This window comes from Friedmanniella luteola, from assembly GCF_900105065.1.
Classification (GTDB): domain Bacteria; phylum Actinomycetota; class Actinomycetes; order Propionibacteriales; family Propionibacteriaceae; genus Microlunatus; species Microlunatus luteolus.
Genome location: NZ_LT629749.1, coordinates 3,182,259 through 3,204,284 on the forward strand (window position 1 = coordinate 3,182,259; position 22,026 = coordinate 3,204,284).

The 22,026-nt window shown below is 75.8% G+C and carries 22 protein-coding genes; 9 read left to right on the forward strand and 13 right to left on the reverse strand.

The window, feature by feature from the left end; all coding sequences use genetic code 11:
- Positions 1-16 precede the first annotated feature (16 nt).
- Both BLT72_RS14975 and BLT72_RS14980 read left to right on the forward strand, forming a co-directional pair.
- The gene (locus BLT72_RS14975) at positions 17-2,554 is read left to right on the forward strand and encodes a DUF4118 domain-containing protein (RefSeq protein WP_091413858.1); all 2,538 of its coding nucleotides are present in this window, start codon (positions 17-19) and stop codon (positions 2,552-2,554) included.
- Positions 2,551-3,231 carry a response regulator gene (locus tag BLT72_RS14980; RefSeq protein ID WP_091413859.1) on the forward strand — a complete coding sequence of 227 codons (681 nt, stop codon included), beginning with the start codon at positions 2,551-2,553 and terminating at the stop codon, positions 3,229-3,231. Before BLT72_RS14975 ends, BLT72_RS14980 begins: the two co-directional genes overlap by 4 nt.
- A gap of 112 nt (positions 3,232-3,343) precedes the next feature.
- On the opposite strand, the gene BLT72_RS14985 is transcribed toward BLT72_RS14980, so the two are convergent.
- From BLT72_RS14985 to BLT72_RS15000, 4 genes are all read right to left on the reverse strand, one after another.
- A complete protein-coding gene (locus BLT72_RS14985; RefSeq protein WP_091413860.1) occupies positions 3,344-4,000 on the reverse strand; it encodes a methyltransferase domain-containing protein in 657 nt (218 codons plus the stop codon).
- A complete protein-coding gene (locus BLT72_RS14990) occupies positions 3,997-4,995 on the reverse strand; it encodes an SDR family oxidoreductase (protein ID WP_091413861.1) in 999 nt (332 codons plus the stop codon). Before BLT72_RS14990 ends, BLT72_RS14985 begins: the two co-directional genes overlap by 4 nt.
- Entirely contained in the window at positions 4,992-5,702 is a 711-nt protein-coding gene (locus BLT72_RS14995) for a DUF6498-containing protein (RefSeq protein WP_091413862.1), read from the reverse strand. The genes BLT72_RS14990 and BLT72_RS14995 overlap by 4 nt, the downstream gene beginning before the upstream one ends.
- A 247-nt stretch (positions 5,703-5,949) precedes the next feature.
- On the reverse strand, positions 5,950-6,792 hold the full coding sequence (locus BLT72_RS15000; RefSeq protein ID WP_231930080.1) for a 50S ribosomal protein L11 methyltransferase: 843 nt from the start codon (positions 6,790-6,792) through the stop codon (positions 5,950-5,952).
- A 111-nt stretch (positions 6,793-6,903) separates the two neighbouring features.
- Between BLT72_RS15000 and BLT72_RS15005 the strand changes: the two genes are divergently transcribed.
- The 6 genes from BLT72_RS15005 (at position 6,904) to BLT72_RS15030 (ending at position 12,006) form a co-directional block, all read left to right on the forward strand.
- Entirely contained in the window at positions 6,904-7,557 is a 654-nt protein-coding gene (locus BLT72_RS15005) for a hypothetical protein (protein ID WP_197677054.1), read from the forward strand.
- A 121-nt stretch (positions 7,558-7,678) separates the two neighbouring features.
- The gene (locus BLT72_RS15010; RefSeq protein WP_091413865.1) at positions 7,679-8,464 is read left to right on the forward strand and encodes a DsbA family protein; all 786 of its coding nucleotides are present in this window, start codon (positions 7,679-7,681) and stop codon (positions 8,462-8,464) included.
- On the forward strand, positions 8,457-9,134 hold the full coding sequence (locus BLT72_RS15015; protein WP_157720517.1) for a vitamin K epoxide reductase family protein: 678 nt from the start codon (positions 8,457-8,459) through the stop codon (positions 9,132-9,134). The genes BLT72_RS15010 and BLT72_RS15015 overlap by 8 nt, the downstream gene beginning before the upstream one ends.
- A gap of 271 nt (positions 9,135-9,405) precedes the next feature.
- Entirely contained in the window at positions 9,406-9,822 is a 417-nt protein-coding gene (locus BLT72_RS15020; RefSeq protein WP_091413867.1) for a helix-turn-helix domain-containing protein, read from the forward strand.
- Positions 9,823-9,844: 22 nt separating this feature from the next.
- Positions 9,845-10,348, forward strand: coding sequence for a GNAT family N-acetyltransferase (locus BLT72_RS15025; protein ID WP_197677055.1), 504 nt, complete (start codon positions 9,845-9,847; stop codon positions 10,346-10,348).
- 62 nt (positions 10,349-10,410) lie between these two features.
- The gene (locus BLT72_RS15030) at positions 10,411-12,006 is read left to right on the forward strand and encodes a xylulokinase (RefSeq protein ID WP_091417579.1); all 1,596 of its coding nucleotides are present in this window, start codon (positions 10,411-10,413) and stop codon (positions 12,004-12,006) included.
- A gap of 28 nt (positions 12,007-12,034) precedes the next feature.
- Here the strand turns inward: BLT72_RS15030 and BLT72_RS15035 are convergent, their stop codons facing one another.
- The 6 genes from BLT72_RS15035 to BLT72_RS15060 all read right to left on the reverse strand — a co-directional run bounded on the left by BLT72_RS15035 (position 12,035) and on the right by BLT72_RS15060 (position 18,856).
- A complete protein-coding gene (locus tag BLT72_RS15035) occupies positions 12,035-13,606 on the reverse strand; it encodes a peptide ligase PGM1-related protein (protein ID WP_091413868.1) in 1,572 nt (523 codons plus the stop codon).
- A 12-nt stretch (positions 13,607-13,618) separates the two neighbouring features.
- Positions 13,619-14,761: an adenylate/guanylate cyclase domain-containing protein gene (locus BLT72_RS15040; protein ID WP_091413869.1), complete on the reverse strand. Its 1,143-nt coding sequence runs from the start codon at positions 14,759-14,761 to the stop codon at positions 13,619-13,621.
- Positions 14,754-15,140, reverse strand: a complete 387-nt coding sequence (locus BLT72_RS15045; RefSeq protein ID WP_091413870.1) for a response regulator — start codon at positions 15,138-15,140, stop codon at positions 14,754-14,756. The genes BLT72_RS15040 and BLT72_RS15045 overlap by 8 nt, the downstream gene beginning before the upstream one ends.
- On the reverse strand, positions 15,137-17,398 hold the full coding sequence (locus BLT72_RS15050; protein WP_091417582.1) for a GAF domain-containing protein: 2,262 nt from the start codon (positions 17,396-17,398) through the stop codon (positions 15,137-15,139). The genes BLT72_RS15045 and BLT72_RS15050 overlap by 4 nt, the downstream gene beginning before the upstream one ends.
- A 192-nt stretch (positions 17,399-17,590) precedes the next feature.
- Positions 17,591-18,211: a hypothetical protein gene (locus BLT72_RS15055; RefSeq protein ID WP_091413871.1), complete on the reverse strand. Its 621-nt coding sequence runs from the start codon at positions 18,209-18,211 to the stop codon at positions 17,591-17,593.
- Positions 18,212-18,505: 294 nt separating this feature from the next.
- Positions 18,506-18,856, reverse strand: coding sequence for a TfoX/Sxy family protein (locus BLT72_RS15060; protein WP_091413872.1), 351 nt, complete (start codon positions 18,854-18,856; stop codon positions 18,506-18,508).
- A 160-nt stretch (positions 18,857-19,016) separates the two neighbouring features.
- Between BLT72_RS15060 and BLT72_RS15065 the strand changes: the two genes are divergently transcribed.
- Positions 19,017-19,877, forward strand: a complete 861-nt coding sequence (locus BLT72_RS15065) for a hypothetical protein (protein WP_091413873.1) — start codon at positions 19,017-19,019, stop codon at positions 19,875-19,877.
- Positions 19,878-19,967: 90 nt separating this feature from the next.
- On the opposite strand, the gene BLT72_RS15070 is transcribed toward BLT72_RS15065, so the two are convergent.
- The 3 genes from BLT72_RS15070 to BLT72_RS15075 all read right to left on the reverse strand — a co-directional run bounded on the left by BLT72_RS15070 (position 19,968) and on the right by BLT72_RS15075 (position 21,987).
- Positions 19,968-20,915: a phosphotransferase family protein gene (locus BLT72_RS15070; protein ID WP_157720518.1), complete on the reverse strand. Its 948-nt coding sequence runs from the start codon at positions 20,913-20,915 to the stop codon at positions 19,968-19,970.
- Complete coding sequence (locus BLT72_RS22300; RefSeq protein ID WP_157720519.1) at positions 20,897-21,091, reverse strand: hypothetical protein; 195 nt, start codon at positions 21,089-21,091, stop codon at positions 20,897-20,899. Before BLT72_RS22300 ends, BLT72_RS15070 begins: the two co-directional genes overlap by 19 nt.
- A gap of 77 nt (positions 21,092-21,168) precedes the next feature.
- Positions 21,169-21,987 (reverse strand): GAF and ANTAR domain-containing protein, encoded by an 819-nt coding sequence (locus BLT72_RS15075; protein WP_091413875.1) that lies wholly within the window; start codon positions 21,985-21,987, stop codon positions 21,169-21,171.
- Between the last annotated feature and the right edge of the window lie 39 nt (positions 21,988-22,026).

Here is a 22,026-nt window from a genome sequence, read left to right on the forward strand (position 1 = left end):
GAGGCAGACTGGGCGCATGGCGGTCGGTCAGCTCCGGGTGCACCTGGGCGCCGCACCCGGGGTCGGGAAGACCTGCGCCATGCTCGACGAGGGCCGCCGCCGGCAGGAGCGCGGGACCGACGTCGTGGTCGCCGTCCTCGAGACGCACGGACGGGCCCGCACGGCCGCGGCCGCGGAGGGCCTGGAGGTCGTCCCCCGCCGCACGCTGCGCCACTGCGGCGTCGAGGTGACCGAGCTCGACGTCGACGCGGTGCTGGCCCGCCGCCCGCGGGTGGCCCTGGTCGACGAGCTGGCTCACACCGTCCCGGTGGACGAGGCCTGGCGCGCGGCCCACCCGGACGCGCACACCCGGCGCTGGCAGGACGTGCAGGCGCTGCTGGCCGCGGGCATCGACGTCGTCACCACCCTCGACGTGCAGCAGCTGGAGTCCCTCAACGACGTCGTCGAGGCGATCACCGGGGTCCGGCAGACCGAGACCGTGCCCGACCAGGTGGTGCGGGGCGCGGCCACCGTCGAGCTCGTCGACCTGAGCCCGCAGTCGCTGCGGAAGCGGATGGAGCACGGCAACATCTACCCCCCGGACCGGGTCGAGCACGCCCTGACCCACGACTTCCGGGAGGGGAACCTGGCCGCGCTGCGCGAGCTGGCCCTGCTCTGGCTGGCCGACCGGGTCGACGAGGGCCTGGACCGCTACCGCTCCGCGCACGGCATCGACGCCACCTGGGCCACCCGCGAGCGCGTCGTCGTGGCGGTGTCCGGGGCGGCCGAGTCAGCCTCCCTGCTGCGCCGGGCGGCCCGCATCGCCTCCCGCACCGCGGGCGGTGAGTGGATGGCGGTCTACGTCACCCGGCGGGACGGGCTGAGCGGCGTGTCGACGGCGGAGCTGGAGCGGCTGCGGGCCAGGACGGCCGAGCTGGGCGGCACCTTCCACGCCGTCGTCGCCGCCGACGCGGCCGAGGGGCTGCTCGACTTCGCGCGCGGCGTCAACGCCACCCAGGTGCTGGTCGGCGCCAGCCGCCGGAGCCGGCTGGCCACGCTGCTGCGGCCCGGCGTCGGCGAGCGGGTGATCGCCGAGTCCGGGGACATCGACGTGCACGTCGTCACCCACCCCTACGCCCGGGATCGGGGCGGGGCCGGTCGGCAGCGGGCCCGGGTCAGCCGTCGCCGGCTGCTCGGCGGCTACCTGATGGCGCTGCCCGCCACCGTCCTGCTGGCCGGGCTGCTGCGGCTGACCCCCGACCTGCACGGCCTGCCCAGCGAGTCGATGCTGTTCATGGCCCTGGTGGTGGGCACGGCCCTGGTCGGCGGCCTGTGGCCCGCCGTCGTCGGCGCCCTGGTCAGCGGGCTGCTGCTCAACTTCTTCTTCGTCGCGCCCACCGGCACCTTCACCATCGCCGACCCCGAGAACGCCTTCGCGGTCGCGGTCTTCCTGCTGACCGGGGTGGCCGTCGCCTCCGTCGTCGACCGGGCCGCGCGGCGGACCGAGCAGGCGACCCGCGCCCGGGCCGAGGCGAACGCGCTCGCCGTCCTCTCCCACGCGCTGCTGCACACCGGCGACGACCAGGAGCAGCTGCTCGGCCGGGTGGCGGAGGTGTTCGGCATGAGCGGGGCGGCCGTCCTGCGCCGCACGGCCGACGGCTGCGTCGTCGAGGCCTCGTCCGGTGACGCCCCGACCGGGCCGGACGGCGCCGACGCCGACATCGTCGTCACGCCCGAGGTCTCCGTCGTCTTCCGGGGGCACCCGCTGGACGCGGCCGACCGCCGGCTGCTCTCGGCGTTCGCCGCCCACTTCGCCGTCGTGCGCGAGCGGCGGGAGGCCCTGGCCGCGGCGCGGCGCGCCGCCGAGCTCGCCGAGGGCAACCGGACCCGGACGGCGCTGCTCGCCGCCGTGTCGCACGACCTCCGCACCCCGCTGGCGGTGATCAAGGCCGCGGCCAGCAGCCTGCGGGACCCGAGCATCCGCTGGTCGGCGGCCGACGAGGCCGAGCTGCTGGCCACCGTCGAGGACGGCGCCGACCGGCTGGAGAACCTGGTCGGCAACCTGCTGGACCTCAGCCGGCTGCAGACGGGCTCGGTCAACCCGTTGCTCGCCGAGGTCGACCTGGCCAGCGCCGTCGCCTGGGCCCTCGACCCGCTGCCCGACGCCGACCGTGTCGAGGTCCGGCTCGCCGGCCTCGACCGCCCGGCCCTCGCCGACGCGGGGCTGCTGGACCGGGTGATCGCCAACCTCGTCGAGAACGCGCTGCGGCACACCCCGGAGGGCACCCCGGTCGAGGTCACGGCCGGGCTGGTGCCCGACCCGGACCGGCCGGGCGTCGAGCTGCGGGTGGTCGACCACGGACCCGGCGTCCCGCCGGGATCGCGGGAGGCGCTCTTCGCCCCGTTCCAGCGGCTCGGTGACGTCCCCGCCGGCGACGGGCTGGGGCTCGGCCTCGCCGTCGCCCGCGGCCTCACCGAGGCGATGCACGGCCGGCTGACCGCCGTCGACACCCCCGGCGGCGGGCTGACGCTGGTGGTCGAGCTCCCGCTGGCCCCGGCGGTGGTGACCGCGTGACCTTCGTGCTCGCCGTCGACGACGACCCCGCCCTGCTGCGCACGCTCAGCATCAACCTGCGCGCCCGCGGCTACGAGGTGGGGACGGCCGCGGACGGCCGCTCGGCCCTGCAGGTGGTGGCCGAGCGGATGCCCGACCTGGTGCTGCTGGACCTCGGGCTCCCCGACGTGGACGGTGTCAGCGTGCTGCGCCAGCTGCGCTCGTCCGCCGAGGTCCCGGTGCTGGTGCTGTCCGCCCGGCACGCCTCCGACGACAAGGTGGAGGCGCTCGACCTCGGCGCCGACGACTACGTCACCAAGCCCTTCGGGATGGACGAGCTGCTCGCCCGCATCCGGACCGCCCTGCGGCACGGCCCGCTGGCGGTCGGCACGCCGCCCCGGGTGGTCGCGGCGGGCGAGCTGCGCCTGGACCTCACCGACCAGCGCGCCACCCGCGCCGGCGCCGCCGTGCACCTGACGCCGACGGAGTGGCGGCTGGTGGAGGTGCTCACCCGCACCCCGGGTCAGCTGGTCCGCCAGACCGACCTGCTCCGGGAGGTCTGGGGCCCCGGCTACCACCGCGAGACCAACTACCTCCGCGTCTACCTGGCCAACCTGCGCCGCAAGCTGGAGGCCGAGCCCGGCCGTCCCCGGCACTTCCTCACCGAGCCGGGCGTCGGCTACCGCTTCGTCCCCTGAGCCCCTCGCCTCCCGCGGCCCGACCCTCGCGCGGCCCGACCCTCGCGCGGCCTGAGCCTGTCGAAGGCCCTTCGACAGGCTCAGGAGCGGGGCCCTCAGGGGGCGCCGCTCCTCAGGGAGAGGGGACCCGGCGGGCGACGACGGCGTAGAGGGGGTCGCCGCGGTAGCCGCGGGTGGAGGGCGTCCGGAGGCTGACCTCCGGCTCGCCGAAGCCACCGGCGCGGCGGAGGTAGTCGGCGACGAGGGCGCACCTCCCGGCGTCGTCGGTCGCGAGCCAGCCGTGCACCGCCTTGGTGGGGAAGCAGCGGTTGGAGAACGTCAGCACCACCGGTGCGCCGGGCCGCAGCACCCGGGCGGCCTCGGCCAGCACCTCGACCGGGCGCACCAGGTAGTCGACCGACACGCAGCACAGCACGGCGTCGAAGGACGCGTCGTCGAAGGGCAGCTCCGGCTCGACGTTGAGGTCCTGCACCACCCGTTCCGTCGCGGCCCGGTTCGCGGCCAGCTCCGCGGCGTTCATCCCGAGCACCACCAGCTCCGCGGGCGGGGTGGTCAGGTGCGAGACCCAGGACGACATGAGGTCCAGCACCCGCCGCGGCTCCCCCGCCGAGCCGTCCACCCCCAGCTCGGCGTAGAGGTCCCCGACGGCGGCCACCGCCCCGTCGTCGATGTGGGTGACCAGCCGCGTCGGCCGGTAGAACCGGTCGTCGGGGCTCGGGTCGTCCCGGTCGAAGAACCAGGCCGGGAAGGGTGCGCCGGGGGTGGTCACGCCCGGGCGACCCGGAAGCGCTCGACCAGGGCGTCCATCGTGGCGTCCATCGCCGCGTCGACCTGCTGGCGGGCCGGGTCGGCGTCCAACCACGCCATGATCTCGCGGGCGCCCTGGACGAAGGGCACCTTCGCGACGTAGTCGGGGACCAGCCCCTTCACCTTGGTGTTGTCGAAGATCATCGTGTGCGCCTTGTCGCCGATCAGGCCGTCTCCCCACTCCGGGTCGGCCTCGTTGATGACGTCGGAGGGCACGTGCACCAGCTCCGGGTCCAGCCCGGCGACCCGGGCCACGGTCAGGAAGATCTCGTTCCACGACAGCCACTCGTCGGAGGTGATGTGGAAGCTGTCGCCGATCGCCGCCGGGTGGCCCAGGAGGCCGACGAAGGCGTGGGCGAAGTCGGTGTGGTGGGTGAGCGTCCACAGCGAGGTGCCGTCGCCGGGGACGACGACGGGGACGCCGCGGCGCATCCGGTCGACGACCGTCCAGCCGCCGTCGAAGGGCAGCAGCGTGTGGTCGTAGGTGTGCGACGGGCGCACGATCGTCATCGGCAGCCCCCGCTCCCGGTAGGCCGCGGTGAGCAGCTCCTCGCAGGCGATCTTGTCGCGGGAGTACTGCCAGAACGGGTTGTGCAGCGGCGTCGACTCCCGGACCGGCATCCGGCCGGGCGGGGTCTGGTAGGCCGAGGCCGAGCTGATGAAGACGTACTGCCCCGTCCGGCCCTCGAGCACGTCGAGCCGGCTCTGCACGTCGGCCGTGGTGAAGGCCCGGAAGTCGGCGACGACGTCGAACTCCCGGTCACCCACCCCGGCGCGGAACGAGTCGGGGTCGCCCAGGTCGCCGACCAGCGTCTGCACGCCCTCGGGGACGGGCCGCGTCGTCGACGTGCCGCGGTTGAGCACGAACACCTCGAAGCCCTGGGCGAGGGCGCGGGCGGTGCAGGCCGAGCTGATGATGCCCGTGCCGCCGAGGAACAGGACCGAGGGAGACGTCATGACCGCGATCCTAGGGACCGGCCGTCCCGGTCGCCCCGGGGGCGTCCGGGTCGACGACGCCGGAGGGTCCAGCGGGTGGTGATCACGTCGACGACCGTCTTCACGACGAGCAGCAGGGCCACCGCGGCGACGCCCTCGGTGCGCCAGCCGAGCGGGAGCAGGTCGGCCGGCGCCTCGACCCACGACGGCGGCCCCGCCGGGTCGACGCCGCGGACCACCAGGGCGAAGGCCCCCAGCACGGCCAGGTGCAGGACCACGACGCGCGGGTACGGCTGCACCATCGCGCGGGCCGAGGAGAGCGTCCGGCGCTGGCCGCCCGTGCCGAACCAGCTGGTGGCGGTCTCGACGGCGTAGCGGAGCACGAGCAGCACGACGGGCAGGCCCAGCAGCCAGAAGCTGGGCTCCAGGCCGACCCGCCAGGCGACGACGCCGGTGAAGCCCAGGTGCACCAGGCAGAACAGGCCGTAGTGGAAGCAGAAGAACAGCGCGAACAGGCCCGGCGTGCCCTCGCGGGGCCGGCCGTTGATGGTGATCTCGGCGTCCGAGACGCCCTGCGCGGTGAGCACCTTCACCAGCGTCACCACCCCCAGCACGGCGTTCTCCACCCAGAACAGCACCAGCACGTTGCCGGCCGGCCAGCCGAACCGCAGCACCCCGAGCAGGGCCACAAGGTTCCAGCCGACGGTGAGCGCGAGCGCCAGGACCACACCCGAGGGACGGACGTCGGGCTCCGGCTCCGATGGCCGGTCCCCAGGGACCCGACCAGCGGGTGGCCGGGCCGGGGCGCCCTCGCCGTAGGCCGGGACGGCCGGCTACGCGGGCCGGGGTGGCGTCGGCCCGGTCGGTGGGGGTCCGCTCACGGGAGGCCTCGCTCTCGTCGGTGGGCGCGGGTCTCCCCCCGCGCTCCGCCGGCTGGGACGGCGGGCGCTCCGACCAGGTTCCGGACGAGCCGGGTCAGACCCACGCGACCTCGAGGCCGGCGAGGCCCTCGGCCATCGTGTAGCCCAGCCGGAGGGCGCGGGAGCCGGCGGGCCGCACGGGCAGCGGCAGCACCTTCGGCCCGTTGAGCGACGCGAACTCCCCGCACACCCGGCCGTCGGGCATCTCCAGCTCGCCGGTCACCCGCAGGCCGTTGACCCGGGGGTCCGGGTCGTCCACGGCGACGACGACGTCGACGCGCGGCTCGACGGGTTCGCCGGCGAAGGCCCCCGTCCAGACGGGGGTGACCGGACCGGCGGGCGACCACGGCCAGTGGCCCCAGACCTCCGGCTGGCCCTCGTAGAAGGACCAGTCGTGACGCAGGGCGACGACCTCGAAGCCGTCGTAGGCGTTCTCGGTGACGACGGGCTGCACCGCCGTCGTGTAGCCGGCGGGCAGCGAGCGCGTGGCGGGCCCGACGGTGCCCAGCCCGAGCAGCGCGTTGTAGGCCGAGACCAGCGCCTCGTCGACCAACGCCGTCTCGACCAGCTCCATCAGCGCGACGTCCACGGTGGGCGCGGTGAAGGTGTGGACGTCGGCCTCGACCACCTCGATGACGCCGGCGTAGCCGTTGCGCTCGACGGTGCTGCGCAGGTGGCGGCACAGCACCGGGTCGTTCTCCACCGCGAACACCCGGCTCGCCCCCGCGCGGGCGGCGTAGAGGGCGAGGATCCCGGTCCCGGCGCCGGCGTCGAGGACGACGTCGCCCGGCCGGACGGTCGCGGTGACCACCTCGGCCAGCGTCGCGGTGCGGTGGCGGTCGCGCAGGCAGGTGTAGGGGAAGTCCGTCGAGGACCAGAACCCGGGCTCGTCGGACACCCGTCGATCATGGCACCCCGGGGCCGTCCGGGCCGGGAACCGGGCCGCAGGTGCGGCGGGGAGCTCGGCCGAGCACCGCCCGGCCCGGTGCGGGCTCCCTAGACTGGGCCCGTGACCCGCCCCGCCGACCCGCACCACGCGGGTCGGCCGACCACGACGGGAGCAGCGCCCCGGCACCCCGCGCACGGGGTCCGGCGGCTCGTCCGGGTCGCCGCGCTCGGCGGGTCGTCGCTGGTCCTGGCGGGCACCGCGCACCTCCTCGGCGGCGGGCGGCTGCCGTCGCCGGGCGTGCTCGTCGTGCTCACCCTGCTCGTCGGCCTGGTCGCCGTGACCGCGACCGCCCGGCGGGTGCGGCTCCCCCTGCTGGTCGCCCTGCTCGGGGCGGAGCAGCTGGCTCTGCACGTGGTCCTCGGCGCCACCGCCGTGCCGGCCACCGCGGCCGGCTGCCTGGCCGGTCCGCACGCCCACCACGCGGCGGTGACGGGCTGCCTCCCGCCGGGCGCCGTGCCGTCCCCGGGCGCGCCCGCCGCCGACACCGCGATGTGGGCCGGGCACGCCGTCGCCGTGCTCGCCACCGCCTGGCTGCTGGCGCGGGGCGAGGCCACGTTGTGGCGCGCCGTCGACCGGGTCGCCCGCGCGGTACCGGTCCTGACGGTCCGCGCCGGGACCCGGCGGGTCCCGCTGCCGGCCCCCGCCCCCGCGACCGCGGCGCTGCGCCGCCCGCACACCCCGGCCGCTCCGCGCGGCCCGCCGCTGCTGGCCTGACCGCCCCCCCGACCTCGCCGCCCCTGCTCCTCGAGCCGGGCCGGTCGCCGTCGTCCCCCACCCGTCCGGCCACGCCCTGCTGCGCTGCGCCCGGCGGGCCCACCGTCATCCCAGGAGACCCATGTCCAGCAGCTCCCGCCGTGCCCCCGGGGCCGGCTCCGCCACCCGTCGCCAGCAGGCCCGTGACCGGGCCCGGCTGGCGGCCGCCGCCGCCCGCCGGCGCCGCGTCCTCGTCCAGGTCGGGGTGGTCACCGCCGTCGCCGTCCTCGTCCTCGTCATCGTCGCCACCGCCGTGGTGGTCGGCCGGCGGTCCGCGCCCGACGCCGCGGCCGGCGCGCCCGTCGTCGACACCACCGTCACCGTCGGCGGCGCCCGGGTGCCGCTGGCCGTCGACGGCTCCGCCGTCCGGCTGGGCCGCGCCGACGCCCCGGCCCAGGTCGACCTGTGGGTCGACTACTCCTGCCCGCACTGCCAGGAGTACGAGGCCGCCAACGCGGCCGTGCTGGACCAGCTGGTCGCCGGCGGCGACGTCGCCGTCCGCTACCACAACATCCAGATCGTCACGGGCTACGGCTCGGCCGCCGGCAGCGCCGCGGCCTGCGTCGCCGCCGAGGACCCGCAGCGCTGGCCGGCCGTCAACGCCGCCCTCTACGCCCAGCACAGCGCCACCACCGACGGCTGGTCCGCCGACCAGTTCCGCCGCTTCGCGGCGAGCCGGGGCGTCACCGGGACGGCCCTGGACTGCATCGGGGAGGCGCGCTACACCGGCTGGATCACGGCGAACACCGCCGACGCGGCCGCCCGCGGCGTCCGGTCCACGCCGACCCTGCAGCTGAACGGCCAGACGGTGCCCACGCTCGGTGGCCAGCAGCTGCTCGACCGGGTCGGCGAGCTGGCCCGTGGCTGACCCGCTCGGCGAGGGCGCCGGGCCGGACGTCGACGACCGCGACGCGGCGACCGCCGCCGACGGGGGCGGCCGACCGCCCGGCGCCCCCTGGCTCGGGGTGGTGCTGGGCGTGGCCGGGGCGCTCGGCCTGCTGGCGGCGCTGGCGCTGACCGTCGACCGCTTCCGGCTGCTGGCCGACCCCGACGCCACGCTGGCCTGCGACCTCAGCCCCTTCGTCGCCTGCGGGCCCGTGATGACGTCGCGGGCCGGCGCCCTGCTCGGCTTCCCCAACCCGCTGCTGGGGCTCGCCGGCTTCCCGGTGCTCCTGGTCACCGGGGCGCTGCTGCTGGGGCGGACGGCGCTGCCGCGCTGGTACTGGCGCGGCCTGCAGGCCGGGGTGCTGCTCGCGGCGGCCCTGATCACCTGGCTGCAGACGCAGAGCCTCTACGTCATCGGCGCCCTGTGCCTGTGGTGCCTCCTGGTCTGGACGGTCACGATCCCTGCCGTCGTCGGCGTGACGCTGCACAACGCGGCCGCCGGCCACCTGGGGGTCCGGCTCACCGGGCCGGGACGGCGGCTGCAGGCGTACGCGGTCACCGTCGTCGCCGTCTGGTACCTCGTGGTGCTCGGCGCGATCGCGCTGCGCTTCCACCGCGACCTCGCCCTCGTCTGGTTCGGCGTCGCCCTCTAGCGCCGGCTCCCCGGCCTCTCCTCGTCCGAGCGGCGTCAGCAGGGGCCGCGGCGACGGGGAGGCGCCGCGGAGTGGGCGGCGACGGGCCGGCCGAGGTCCCGGTCCGGCCCGGGGTGCATCCCGGGCGACCCCGACCCCGGAATGCTCCACAGGCCGCCGGAGCCGGCCGCCGAGGTGGGGTCCAGGCCCCGCCGACCGCTCGTCGGCGCGCTGCTGCGCGCCGGCCCGTCCCCGGGAGGTAGCCGTGCACGCTGATCTGTCGACCAGCCCGATGACCGCGCCCCTCACGGCCGAGCAGTCCGAGGTCTACGCCCGGTTGGCCCGGCACCGCGCCGCGGCCGAGGAGCTGGAGCAGCAGACCCGCCGGTCCGTGGGCGCCGCGCTCGAGGCCGGGCTCAGCTGGCCCGTCATCGCCGCCGGGCTGGGCGTCGAGGTGCGCACGCTGATGGCGCGCTACGGCGCCCGCCCCGCCGTCCGCGGCGGGAGCGCCCCCGCGTTGACCGGGGAGGAGCAGAAGATCCTGACCCTCGTCCTCGAGGGCTGGACGAACCAGGCGATCGCGGCGTCGCTGTACGTGTCGAAGCGGTCGTTGGAGGCCCAGCTGACGGCGCTGTACAAGACACTGGGCGTGGCCAGCAAGGCCGAGCTCCGGAGCCTGCGGGACGACCGCCCCCGCTGGACGCCCTGAGCGCCGCTCCACAGGGAGGACGGTGACCACCGTGACGACGCCCACCCCGGAGGTGACCTTCGTCCGGCTGACGGAGGTCCCGCTCGACGACCTCGTCGCCCTCCTCGACGAACCGCGCAACGCCCGGCACCTGCCGCTGGCGGGCGGCCCGACGACCCGGGAGTCGACCGCGGCCTGGGTGCGGTCGAAGGACCAGCAGTGGGAGACGGCCGGCTACGGCCCCTGGGCGGTGCTGCTCGACGGCGTCTTCGCCGGCTGGGGCGGGTTCCAGCGCGAGGAGCACGGCCCCGACCTCGCCCTGGTGCTGCGGCCGGCCTGCTGGGGCGCCGGCGAGCTCGTCACCCGGGCCGCCCTGCAGCGCGGCTTCGACGAGCTGGGCTTCGACGCCGTCACCATCGCCCTCCCCCGCAGCCGCAACCCCGAGCGGGTCGTGGGCCGGCTCGGCTTCGTCCCGGCCGGTGAGGTGGTGCACGACGGGGTGCCGTTCCGCCTCTTCCGGCTCACCCGCGAGGTCTGGCGGCGCTGACCGCCGCGGGTCCGGGCGCCCCCGACCCGCGCCGACCGGGCAAGATGACCTGCGTGAGCGACATGACGACGGATGCACGGGCGGCCATCGAGGACGGGCGGACGGCCCTGGGGATCGAGCTGGGGTCGACCCGGATCAAGGCCGTGCTGATCGGGCCGGACCACGCCCCGCTGGCCGCGGGCGGCTCGGACTGGGAGAACCAGTTCGTCGACCGGCGCTGGACCTACTCGATGGAGTCGGTGTGGGCGAGCCTGCAGGCGGCCTACGCCGAGCTGGCCGCGGACGTGCAGCGCCAGCACGGCGTCGCGCTGACCACGGTCGGCGCCCTCGGCGTCTCGGCGATGATGCACGGCTACCTCGCGCTGGACGCCGACGGTGAGCTCCTGACGCCCTTCCGGACCTGGCGCAACACCAACACCGGCCCGGCCGCGGAGCAGCTGAGCGCGCTGCTGGGGTACAACATCCCGCACCGCTGGAGCGTCGCCCACCTCGTCCAGGCCGTCCTCGACGGCGAGGAGCACGTGGCGGCGGTCGCCCACCTGACGACGCTGGCCGGTTACGTGCACGGGCGGCTGAGCGGCGAGCAGGTGCTGGGCGTCGGGGACGCCAGCGGGATGTTCCCGATCGACGTCGCCACGGGCGGCTACGACGCCGCGATGATCGCGCAGGTCGAGGAGCTGCTCGCCGGGCACGGCCACGAGCTGCGGCTCACCGAGCTGCTGCCCACGGTGCGCGCGGCCGGGGACCCGGCCGGCGAGCTGACCCCCGACGGCGCCCGCCTGCTCGACCCGTCGGGCGCCCTGGTGGCCGGGGCGCCGATGTGCCCGCCCGAGGGTGACGCGGGCACCGGCATGGTGGCCACCAACTCGGTCGCCCCGCGCACCGGCAACGTCAGCGCGGGGACGAGCATCTTCGCCATGGTGGTGCTGGAGCAGCCGCTGAGCCGGGTGCACCGCGAGCTGGACCTGGTGACGACGCCGGCGGGCGACCTGGTGGCGATGGTGCACTGCAACAACGGGGCCAGTGAGCTGGACTCCTGGGTCCGGCTATTCGGGGAGTTCGCCGGCGCCCTGGGCGTCGAGGTCGACTCGTCCCGGCTGTTCGGGACCCTGCTGACCTCGGCGCTCCGGGGAGCGCCGGACGGTGGCGGTCTGATGGCCTTCAACTACCTGTCCGGCGAGCCGATCACCGAGCTCGAGGAGGGCCGGCCGCTGTTCCTGCGCTCCCCCGACAGCACGTTCACCCTGGCCAACTTCATGCGGGTGCAGCTCTACTCGGCCCTGGCGACGCTGCGGATCGGGATGGACGTGCTGCAGCGTGACGAGGGGGCCCGGCTGGAGCGGATGTTCGCCCACGGCGGCCTGTTCAAGACCAAGGGCGTCGGCCAGGCGCTGCTCGCCGCCGCCATCGACACCCCGGTCACCGTGGGTGCGGCGGCCGCCGAGGGGGGTGCCTGGGGGATGGCCACGCTGGCCGCCTTCCGCGCGTCCCGGACCGACGGGCAGGACCTGACGGGCTACCTGGCCGAGCGGGTCTTCGCCGACGCCGCGCTGGAGACGGTCGACCCGGACCCGGCCGACGTCGCCGGCTTCGAGCAGTTCATCGAGCGCTACGTGGCGGCGCTGCCGGTGGAGCGGGCGGCCGCGGCCCTGGGCTGAGGCCCGGCGGCCGGGGCCGGCGGGCGGGTCAGCCCGGGACGGCCAGCTCCTCCCGGGCGGCCGCCGCCTCGCGCAGCAGCACCGCGCTCGCCTGCTGGTAGAGGGCCATCGCCTCCTCCGCGCTGTCGGCCACGGCCGTCATCCCCAGCCGGCCGTGCTCGGTCAGCGCGCTGATCATGTGGAAGACGATCCCGGTCTGCCGGCCCAGGTCGAAGTGCAGGTGGTGCCGGGCGACGACGTCGAAGAGGTCCCGCACCGCGAGGGCGCGCAGGTCGTCGCCCTCCAGGTGGTCGGTGGCCACCAGGTGCTTGGGGACGCCCGTCTCGGACAGGAAGCGTCCGGAGGCGGCGTCGTAGCTCCCGCCGGTGAGGTACTGCAGGGTGAGGAACGGGTGCGTCGTGCCGCCCTTGCGCAGGTTCAGCTCGATGGCGTAGCTGTGCCAGGCCCCGTCCGCGTCCTGGGTGACCACGAAGTCCACGGCGAACCGGCCCAGCACGCCCTCGCGGGCCAGCCGCTCGGCCAGCACGGTGGCGGGGCCGCTGATCAGGGCGGCGTAGGCCGGGTCGGCCGGGAAGACGCACCCCAGGTAGCTCTGCCCGCTCGGCCCGCCGAGCAGCTGGTCGTGGGTGGACAGCAGCTCGACGGAGCCGTCGGGCATGACCCGCAGCTGCACGCTCGGGCTCTCCAGCCGCTCGCCGACGATGCGCTCCTCGACGATGCCCCCGCCGGCCGCGAACGCGTCCAGGTAGGTCCGGGCCGCGAGCCCGGCCTCCGGGCACAAGCCCTCGACCCGCCGACGGACCTCCCGACGGCGGGCCTCCGCCGGCAGCGTGCCGACCCCCCGGAGGTCGATCAGCGCGTTGCCGATGCCGGACACGCCCTCGTCGGTCTTGATCACGGCCTCCTCGAAGCCCCGCTGGTCCAGCAGCTCCAGCAGTGCCTCGACCACCTCGTCGACCGTGTGCAGGCCCTCCCGCCCGAGCGGGTGCACGATGCCCTCCTCGCCGAACAGCCGGCGGCAGCCCGACTTGGTGCCGAGCGGGGCGAAACCCGGGTCGGCTCCGTAGACGGGAATGTCGAGGAGGAGGGCGACGTCGCGCTCCAGGGCCGAGGTGTTGTAGGGGATGAGGTGGCACCGCTCCCGGTTCGGGATGGCGGCCCGGACCCGCTCCAGCAGCCGCGGCCGGTCCAGCAGCTTCGCGCTCAGCGGCCGGGCCGACCCGTCGTCCGCCGAGATCTGGGTGAGCCGGGCCAGCGCGTGGCTGGGGATCACCCCCGGCAGCAGGGCCAGGTAGTACTCGATCACGGCGGGCGCGATCGGCAGCGAGCTGATGTAGACCATCCGCAGGTCGGGCTGGCGCAGGAGCAGCAGCAGGAACAGCAGCCGCTCCTCGAACGCCTGGGCGAGGCTGCCGCTCCGCCCGCTCGCCTGGTCGGTCGAGGTCGACGGCAGCACGACGACCGACTCGTCGCGGTGGCCCTGCCGCACGGAGCTCCAGACGGTCGGCATGCGTTCCTGCAGCACCCGGAAGCGCCGCTCCCGCTCGGCCTCGTCCAGCATCGACAGCCGCACCACGTCGGCCCCTGGTCCCGTCAGCATCTGCCAGCCTCCTCAGGTCTGCGCGTCCCGCAGCTCGGCTCCCCGGCCGTCCTCCAGGTCCTCGACCGCGGTCGCCGCCACCGGCCGGCTGAACCCGCGCAGCGTCAGCGGCCCCACCGGCTCGCCGACGACGTCGTACCCGAGGTCGGCGAGCACGCGGGGGGCCACCAGCACCTGCCACGGTCCGGCCACCGAGCACAGCCGGGCGGACAGGTTCGTGACGCTGCCGATCGCGGCGTAGTCGGAGCGACCCTCGAACCCGATCCGCCCGAGGGTGGCGTAGCCCGACGCGACCCCGATGCCCAGCGCCAGGTCGTGGCCCCGGCGGCTCCACCGCTCCGACAGCGCCCGGACCCGGGCGCGGATCTCCAGCGCCATCCGCAGGGCCCGGCCGCCCGGGTCCTCGCACGGCACCGGGTCGTTGAAGAAGATCATCACCCCGTCGCCGGTGAAGCGCTCGAGCGTGCCCTCGAAGGCGAAGACCAGCTCGCCGAGGACGGCGTGGTAGCTCGCGAGGACCTCCATCACCTCCTCCGGCTCGGTCGCCTCGGCGAAGCTGGTGAAGCCGCGGAGGTCGCAGAACACGACGACGACGTCACGGCGGTGGCTGTCCAGGACGGCGCCGCCGGAGTCGACGACGAGGTCGGCGACCTGCGGCGCGAGGAACCTCCGGAGCCGGCTGATCCGCTCCAGCTCGTCGACCTGGGCCTGCACCCGCTGCTCGAGCTCCGCGTTCCACGCCGCCAGCTCGGCCGCCTGCCGGGCGATGGTGTCGTGGTACCGCTTCACCCGGGCGAGCGAGCGCACCCGGGTGATCAGCTCGGTCTGGTTGAAGGGCTTGGTCACGAAGTCGTCGGCGCCCGCCTGCAGCGCGGGGAGCTTCTGCTGCTGCCCGCTGGCGGTGATCATCACCACCGGCAGGAAGGCGGTGGCGGGGTCGGAGCGGATCCGGCGGCAGACCTCGTAGCCGTCGAGCCCCGGCAGCACCAGGTCGAGCAGCACCAGGTCGACGTCCGCGGTGCGCAGCAGCTCCAGCGCCTCCTCACCGCTCCGCGCCGTCAGGACCCGCTCGCCCTGCGGGCTGAGGACGGCGTCGATCAGCCGGAGGTTCACCGGCTCGTCGTCCACGGCCAGCACCGTCACCGGCTCAGCCACCGGACGCCCGCCCGCCGAGGAAGCCCGCCAGCTGCCCGGGGAGGGCGCGGATGCTCAGCGGCTTGCCGATGAACCCGTCGAAACCGGCCTCCTGCACCCGGCTGCGGTCACCCTGCATCGCCGACGCGGAGACCGCGACCACCGGCACCGCGCCGAGCCCGCCCGCCGCCCGCAGCCGCCGCAGCGTCTCGGTCCCGTCGATGCCCGGCAGCTGGAGATCCATCAGGACCAGGTCCGGCGGCTGCCGGCGGGCCGCCACCAGCGCCTCCTCCCCCGTCCGCGCCTCGACGACCTCGTAGCCGGCGACCGCCAGCACGTCCCGCACCAGCTTCATGTTGAGCGGGTGGTCCTCCACCACCAGGATCCGGGCGCCGCTCATCCCGCTGCCCCTGCCCGCAGCCGGGCCGCCGGGCGCGGCACGTCAGCCGCGCTCCGCGGCAGGGCCCCGATCCGGACGAGCGTCCCGACCAGCTCGTCCCGGCGCACCGGTTTCACCAGGTAGTCCGCGGCGCCCAGCGCCAGCCCCCGGGCCCGCTCGTCCAGGATGGACACCACGACCACGGGCACCCCGGCCGTCGCCGGGTCGGACCGGAGCTGCTCCAGGACCTCCCAGCCGTCCACCCCCGGCAGCTGGATGTCCAGGACGACGGCGCTGGGGACGAGCCGGCGGACCAGGTCGAGCGCCTCGCGGCCGTCGCGGGCCCGGACCAGCCGCACGCCTGGCCGGTCGAGGTAGACGGCCAGCAGGTCGAGCGAGGCCCGGTCGTCCTCGACCAGCAGCAGGGCCGACTCGCCGTCGCCGGCCGCCCCCGGAGCCGGGTCGCCCCCCACCGGGAGCGTGAAGCCGAAGATGCTGCCGACGCCGAGCTCGGAGTCCAGCCACATCCGGCCGCCGAGCAGGGCGACGATGCGCCGGCAGAGCGTGAGCCCCAGACCGGTGCCCTCCTCGCGGACGCCGCGGTGGCCCTGCTGGAACGACTCGAAGATCCGCTCCCGGTCCTCGGCGCGGATGCCGGGACCGCTGTCGGTGACCCGCACCTCGAGGTCGTCGCCGACGTGCTCCACGTCCACCCGGACCCGCCCGCCGTCGCCGGTGAACTTCACCGCGTTGCTGAGCAGGTTCAGCAGGACCTGCTTGAACCGCAGCACGTCGGCCACCACCAGGTCGACGTCGTCGCCGACGACCAGCTCCAGGGTGATGCCGTGCTGCCCGGCGCGCTCACGGACCATCGACAGCCCGTCCTCCAGCACGGTCCGGACGGCGAACGTCGACGGCTCCAGCTCCATCCGGCCGGCCTCGACCTTGGACAGGTCGAGGATCTCGTTGAGCAGCTCGAGCAGGTGCCGCCCCGAGGAGAGGATGTCGCGCAGGTACTCGTCCTGCCGCTCGTTCAGCTCCCCGAACAGCCGGTCCAGCAGGACCTCGGAGAAGCCGATCACCGCGTTCAGCGGGGTCCGCAGCTCGTGGGACATGCTGGCCAGGAAGTCCGACTTGTGCTGGCTGGCGACCTGCAGCTCGGCGGTCCGGCGCTCCAGCTCCCGGAACAGCTTCGCGTTGTAGACGGCGAGCGCCGACTGGCCCGCGAAGGTCTCGACGAACTCCAGCATCTCGGGGGTGAAGTCGCCGGGGATCCGGCGGCGCACCACCAGGGCGCCGAGGATCGCCCCGCCCCGCAGCATGGGCACGGCCACCATCGAGCGCCAGCCACCGTCGCGCAGCACCTCCAGGTGGGGGTCGGCCTCGACCGCCGCGAGGTCGGGGACCGCGATCGGCCGGCCCTCCCGGGCGGCGCGCCCGACGAGGGTGGAGTGCAGGCCGATGGAGGCCGAGCGCAGCCGTTCGAGCAGGGCGGGGTCGGTCGCGTGCGCGGCCCGGACGACGAACTTCCCCTCCTCCTCGAGGTACTCCATGATCGAGCCGCCGTCGCAGCCCGAGAGCCGGACGGCGTTCGCGATCACCGTCGCCAGCACCTCGTCCAGGACCAGGCTGGAGCTGACGGTCTGGCTCACCTCGCTGAGCGACTCCAGCTGCTGCACCCGCCGGCTCAGCTCGGCCTGTCGGCCCTCCAGGGCGCGCACGAGGTCGACGGTGCGCACCACCACGGCGGCCTGGGCGGCGAGCGCCTCCAGCAGCGCGATGGCCCGCTCGTCGAACGGGTCCACCTGGGTGCGGAAGAGGGACAGGGTCCCCACCACCACGCCCTCCACCAGCATGGGTGCCGAGATGGAGGTCCGCAGCCCGCTGAGCTGCTGGACGTCGGGCCGGCCGTACTTCGGGTCGGACAGCACGTCGGGCACCTGCACGACCGTCCGGTCGAGCGTGGCCCGGCCCACCAGGTTGGCCCGGTCCCGGCGCAGCGGGTGCCGGGTGAGGTGCTCGATGAACTCCGGTGTCAGCCCGACGGAGGCGGCCAGCACGAAGTGGTCGCCGTCGGCGAGGTAGACCTGGGCCGCGTCGGCCCGGCACAGCCGGCGGCCGCTGCTGACGATGGTGTCCAGGACGGCGTCGGGGTCGGCGGAGCGGCCCAGCGCGGTGAGGATCTCGTTGGTGGCGGTCAGCTGCTCGGCGGCGTCGGCGCGCTCGCGCAGCAGACGTCGAAGATCGTCGACGCCCGCGCCCGCGTCCGGGTCGGCCATGGCGGCACCCCCCGAGGTCACCGTTGCCCTGCTGGCTGCCAGTCTCGACCCGTGCGCGGTCGGGCGCAACGGTCAGGACGGCCCGTGCGGCGGGGCCCGCGGACGCCGCAGGGCCGCCGGCACCGGTGGTGTCGACGGCCCTGCGGTGGGTGCCTCCCGGTCTCCCCCGACGGGACCCGGACCGGCACCGGGTCAGCTGTTCTGGGCCTCCCAGGTGAGTCCGGCGGCGGCGGTGCCGCCCTGCGTGGTGTCCGGCGCACCAGCCTTGACCGTGTAGGTGATCTGGTAGGTGCGGGACTCCTCGGCCTTGCCGCCGGCCGTCGCCCACTCGCCGACCCCGGTGGCGTAGCCCGTCGCGGTCCGCCCGAAGGTGTCGAGCGTGCCGGTGTAGACGTCGGCGCCGGAGGCGAGCGGGGTGTAGCCGGTGCAGGAGCCGAAGCTGCCGCCGGTGCCCTGGCTGACCTTCAGGTCGATGTTCGCGGCCAGGTCCTTGGTCGTGGTGGCGTTCGTGGCGTACAGCCTCACCTTCGAGGCCAGGCTGCCCTTCGAGGTGACGACGACGCACTGGGTGCCGGTCGACCCGGGCTTGAGGTTGGTGGCGGTGAAGGCGGCGGTGTTGTTGTCGTCGTCAGCGAGGACGACGGTGCCGGTGGCCCAGTTGCTGGTCGGGTTCACCGTGGTGGCGGAGTAGGCGGAGTAGGAGGCCTGCGAGACGACCAGGCCCGAGACCGCGATCGCGGCGGGCACGGCCAGCAGGGTGGCGATCCTGGCGGCCCGGTGCGACGGGCGGGCGGTCTTGGCGGTGGCGGTCATGGCGGGCTCCTCGGGGCGGGTCGGGCGGGTGTCGAGCTGCCCCCCGGCCGGCTCCCCGGCCCGTGTCCCGGGCCGGTGAGAAGAACTCTGGCCCGCCGACCTCCACCCGGGCTCAGGCTCCGAGGGCACCTCCGCTCAGCACTTCCCCAGCACGGGAGCACGCTCCGCACCGCCTCAGGAGAACCTCAGCGGCGGCCGCAGATCGCCCTCGCGGTGGAGGTCGGCCCGGGTCCGCTCCCGGTCGTCTCGTGGTGAGCTCGGTGTCGTGCTCGACCCCGAGGCCACCAGGAGCGCTCAACCGGCGGGCCGGGACCGACCGTGGTCGAGGTGGTCGAGGCCGACCTGGACCCAGAAGGCGAGCTGCGCGTCGTCGGCGAGGCCGTCGCGGCCGACCCTGACCCAGCCCGGTCCCATCGGCCGGTCGGCTCCCATCACCGCGGGCTCGGCCCCGACGACGTCGAGCAGCTCGGCGTGGCGCGCGGGGTCGGTGCGGACGAGGAGGTCGCCGTCGCGGCCGGCCGCGACGACCATGCTGCCGGCCACCATGAACGACAGGCCGCCGAACATCGACACCTCCCGCACCGGGCGGTCGGCAGGCAGGGCGGCCCGCACCCGGTCGGCCAGGGCTTCGCGTGCTGCGGTCATCTCGGGCTCCTCCGCCGGGCTGTCGGGGTCGCGGCCCGCCCGCGCCGCGGGGACGCGGCGGGCCGGGCCCCAGTACACCGCAGCACGCGGGGGCGGGACCAGGCCGGCGACGACCGGCGCACCCCTGGCCGGCCGGGCCCCGGACCGCGATGCTGGTGCCGTGACCGACCTCGACGCCGCCCGCACCTTCGTCCACAGCCACGCCCGGCTGGTCGACCGCCGTCGCTTCCAGCACCTGGTGGACGGCGCGCCCGCCGAGCTGGTGCTGACCGCGCTGGCCGCCTACCGCAACCCCGACGGCGGGATCGGCGGCCTCGACCCGGACACCCGCTCCCCCACCAGCCAGCCGATCCCCGTCCGCTACGCCCTCGAGGTGCTGGCCCTGCTCCCGGACTCGGCGCCGCGCCGGGAGCTGGCGCTCGGCACGCTGGACTGGCTGGCCACGGTGACCGGCGACGACGGCGGCGTGCCGTTCCTGCTGACCACCGCGGCGGGCCAGCCGGCCGCGGCGTGGATGCAGCCCTCGTCGGAGTCCTCGCTGCTGGCCACCGTCCAGGTCGCGGCCGCCGCGCTGCGCCTCCGGCTGGAGCACCCCTGGCTCGACGGCGCCCAGGAGTTCTGCTGGGCCCGCGTCCGCGGGGCGACCCCCGACCGGGACGCCTACGCGTTCAAGTACGCCGTCGACTTCCTCGACGCGACCCCCGACCGCGGGCGCGCCGAGGAGGTGCTCGACGCCTTCCGCGCGCTGGTGCCCGCCGACGGTCGGGTCGTCGTCGGCGGCGGCGTCGAGGGTGAGGACCTCGAGCCCCTGACGGTGGCGCCGTGGCCGGACCACGCGGGCGCCCGGCTCTACGACACCAAGACCCTCGACGCCGCCCTCGACGCCCTGGAGTCCGGGCAGGCCGCCGACGGCGGGTGGGACTTCAGCTGGGACCACTGGAACCCCGCCGTCGTCTGGGAGACCCGGGGGGCGGTGACCCTCGAGGCGCTGCAGACCCTGCGCGCCTACGGACGGCTCTGACAAGCGACTCGGCCGACGGCGAGGACCCCGGCACCGGGAGAGGCCCCTGCCCCGGCGCGTGACGCGCGGGCAGGCCGGCGGGGCCGGTCGTCAGCCCAGCGTGAGCGCGAGCAGGTCCTCCAGCCCGCGCCGGACGGCCTCGGGGGTGAGGTCGGGGCGGCGGTCGGCCATCCCGGCCAGGATGTGGGCGGGGTCGGGCAGGAACCCGAGGATGTCGCTGACCACCCAGAACCGGGCCGCGTCCGGGTCGGGGTCGAGGCGGCCGCCGTGCCGCCGGTACGCCGCCCGGAAGAGCTCGGCGTCGGCGGCCGTGTGCAGCATGGCGACGTCGCAGCACGCGTGGGCGACGTCGAGGTCGGCCGGCCCCCAGGAGGTCTCGGCCCAGTCGACCAGGCCACTGACGGCGTCGCCCTGCCACAGGGTGTTGCCGAGGTGGAAGTCCCGGTGCAGCAGCCCGGCCGGCGTCGCCGGGGCGCCGGCCGCCCAGACGTCGACGGCGCGCCGCCAGAGGGCGGGCCGCCGGGTCCAGCCAGGCACGGGCGGCACGAGCGGCGCGGGCGGCACGCGGGAGGAGGCGGGTGGTGGCCGGCGCTCCGGCGGCACGGCCTGCCGGTGGACGGCGGCGGCCAGACCGGCCCAGGCGTCGATCGCCGCCGGCCCGAGACGGTCGAGCCGCACGTGGCCCGGGCGCCAGCTGAGGAGGTTCGCCGGCCCGCCGGCGTGCACCCCGGCCGGGTCGCTGCCGAGGAGCCGCGGCGCCGGGAGCCCCGTGCCGGCCAGCAGCCGGCAGCCGAGCGCCTCCCGCCGGACGTGCTCGCGCCCGACCGCGCCCCAGACCCGGGGGTCGGACCAGCGCAGGACCACGGGGTCGCCGACGGCGAGGTGCAGGACCCACTTGGTGGCCGTGATGCCCCCGGCGACGGCGTCGACGCGAACGACCCGGGACGGGGCCAGCGCCGCCGCCCAGGTCAGCGCGGACCCCGGCAGGCCGTGCGGACCCCGGTGCGGGGCAGGCCGGGTCAGAGCGGACCCGCCCACCACTCGGACGCGACCGTCAGGCCACTGCTGCGCAGGGCAGCACGCTCCGGCTCGTCGAGGTGCGCGGTCACCACCACCAGCTGGGCGGCGCCGCGGTCGGCGGCCCAGGCCCGCACGGCGTCGAGCAGCAGCAGCTGCTCGACGTCCGCGGCGGTGGCTCGTCGGGCGCTCAGCACGCCGTCAGCCTCTCACCGTGCTCCGGCCGGATCCACGAGGCGGGTGGTGGCCGGGTCGCCGCCGTCGCGGCGGTGGTTCAGCCGGCGGCCGGCGGACCCGCCTGCTGGTCGACGACGACCCGGGCCACGTCGTGGACCCGGACGCCCTGCTGCTCGGCCAGCTCGGTCAACCGGGTGAAGGCCTGGTCGAGGGAGCAGCGCAGCTGCTCGGCCAGCGCGCCCTGGGCCTGCTTCACCAGGGCCCGCGACGTCAGGGCCTGCTGCAGCCGGGCGGCGCTGACGGCCGCCTCGGTGGGCCGGCGGGCGGCGAGCGCGTAGCCCGTGAAGGCGGCCAGCGTCTCCGCCGTCCGCACGGTGTCGGGGCCGAAGGGGCCGTGGCCCTCGCTGTACACGTTGAGGGCGGCGCCCGTGAAGCGGCCTCCGGCGGGGATGCTGACCGACAGGGAGTGGGTCACGCCGGCCCCGGCGGCGGCGCGCCGGAAGCCCGGGTAGGGGCCGTCCGGCTCGTCCATCGTCAGCTGGACGGTGCTCCCGGACGCGGCGGCGTCCAGGCAGGGGCCGCTGCTGTCCGCGTACTGCCGGAGGTCGAGCTCGAGCGCCAGCGGACCGCTGGAGGCGGCCGTGCGGGCGCGGTCCTCGACCAGCAGCGTCACCGACACCTGGGTGGCCTCGGGGAGCACGCGCCGGGCCACGCCCGTCATCTCCTCGAAGATCTGGTCCGCAGGCCGGTCCGCCAGGGCGACGTGGCTGAGCTCGGCGTAGGCCGTCGTCAGGTCCGGCGTGGTGGGGTCGTCGTCGTTCAGTGGTGGCTGCCTTCGCTGGCGCGCGAGCCCGAGGTCCTGACCGGGTCGCGCTGGTGGCCCCGCACCGGCGCTGACCACGCCAGGCACGAGCACTGCAGAAGGTTCTCGCGAGCCAACCCCATGCCGAGGAAC

Coding starts and splice junctions, on each gene's coding strand:
- BLT72_RS14975 (WP_091413858.1), top strand. CDS start 17: ATGGCGGTCGGTCAGCTCCGGGTGCACCTGGGCGCCGCACCCGGGGTC.
- BLT72_RS14990 (WP_091413861.1), bottom strand. CDS start 4,995: ATGACGTCTCCCTCGGTCCTGTTCCTCGGCGGCACGGGCATCATCAGC.
- BLT72_RS15010 (WP_091413865.1), top strand. CDS start 7,679: ATGTCCAGCAGCTCCCGCCGTGCCCCCGGGGCCGGCTCCGCCACCCGT.
- BLT72_RS15020 (WP_091413867.1), top strand. CDS start 9,406: ATGACCGCGCCCCTCACGGCCGAGCAGTCCGAGGTCTACGCCCGGTTG.
- BLT72_RS15030 (WP_091417579.1), top strand. CDS start 10,411: ATGACGACGGATGCACGGGCGGCCATCGAGGACGGGCGGACGGCCCTG.
- BLT72_RS15035 (WP_091413868.1), bottom strand. CDS start 13,606: ATGCTGACGGGACCAGGGGCCGACGTGGTGCGGCTGTCGATGCTGGAC.
- BLT72_RS15045 (WP_091413870.1), bottom strand. CDS start 15,140: ATGAGCGGCGCCCGGATCCTGGTGGTGGAGGACCACCCGCTCAACATG.
- BLT72_RS15050 (WP_091417582.1), bottom strand. CDS start 17,398: ATGGCCGACCCGGACGCGGGCGCGGGCGTCGACGATCTTCGACGTCTG.
- BLT72_RS15055 (WP_091413871.1), bottom strand. CDS start 18,211: ATGACCGCCACCGCCAAGACCGCCCGCCCGTCGCACCGGGCCGCCAGG.
- BLT72_RS15060 (WP_091413872.1), bottom strand. CDS start 18,856: ATGACCGCAGCACGCGAAGCCCTGGCCGACCGGGTGCGGGCCGCCCTG.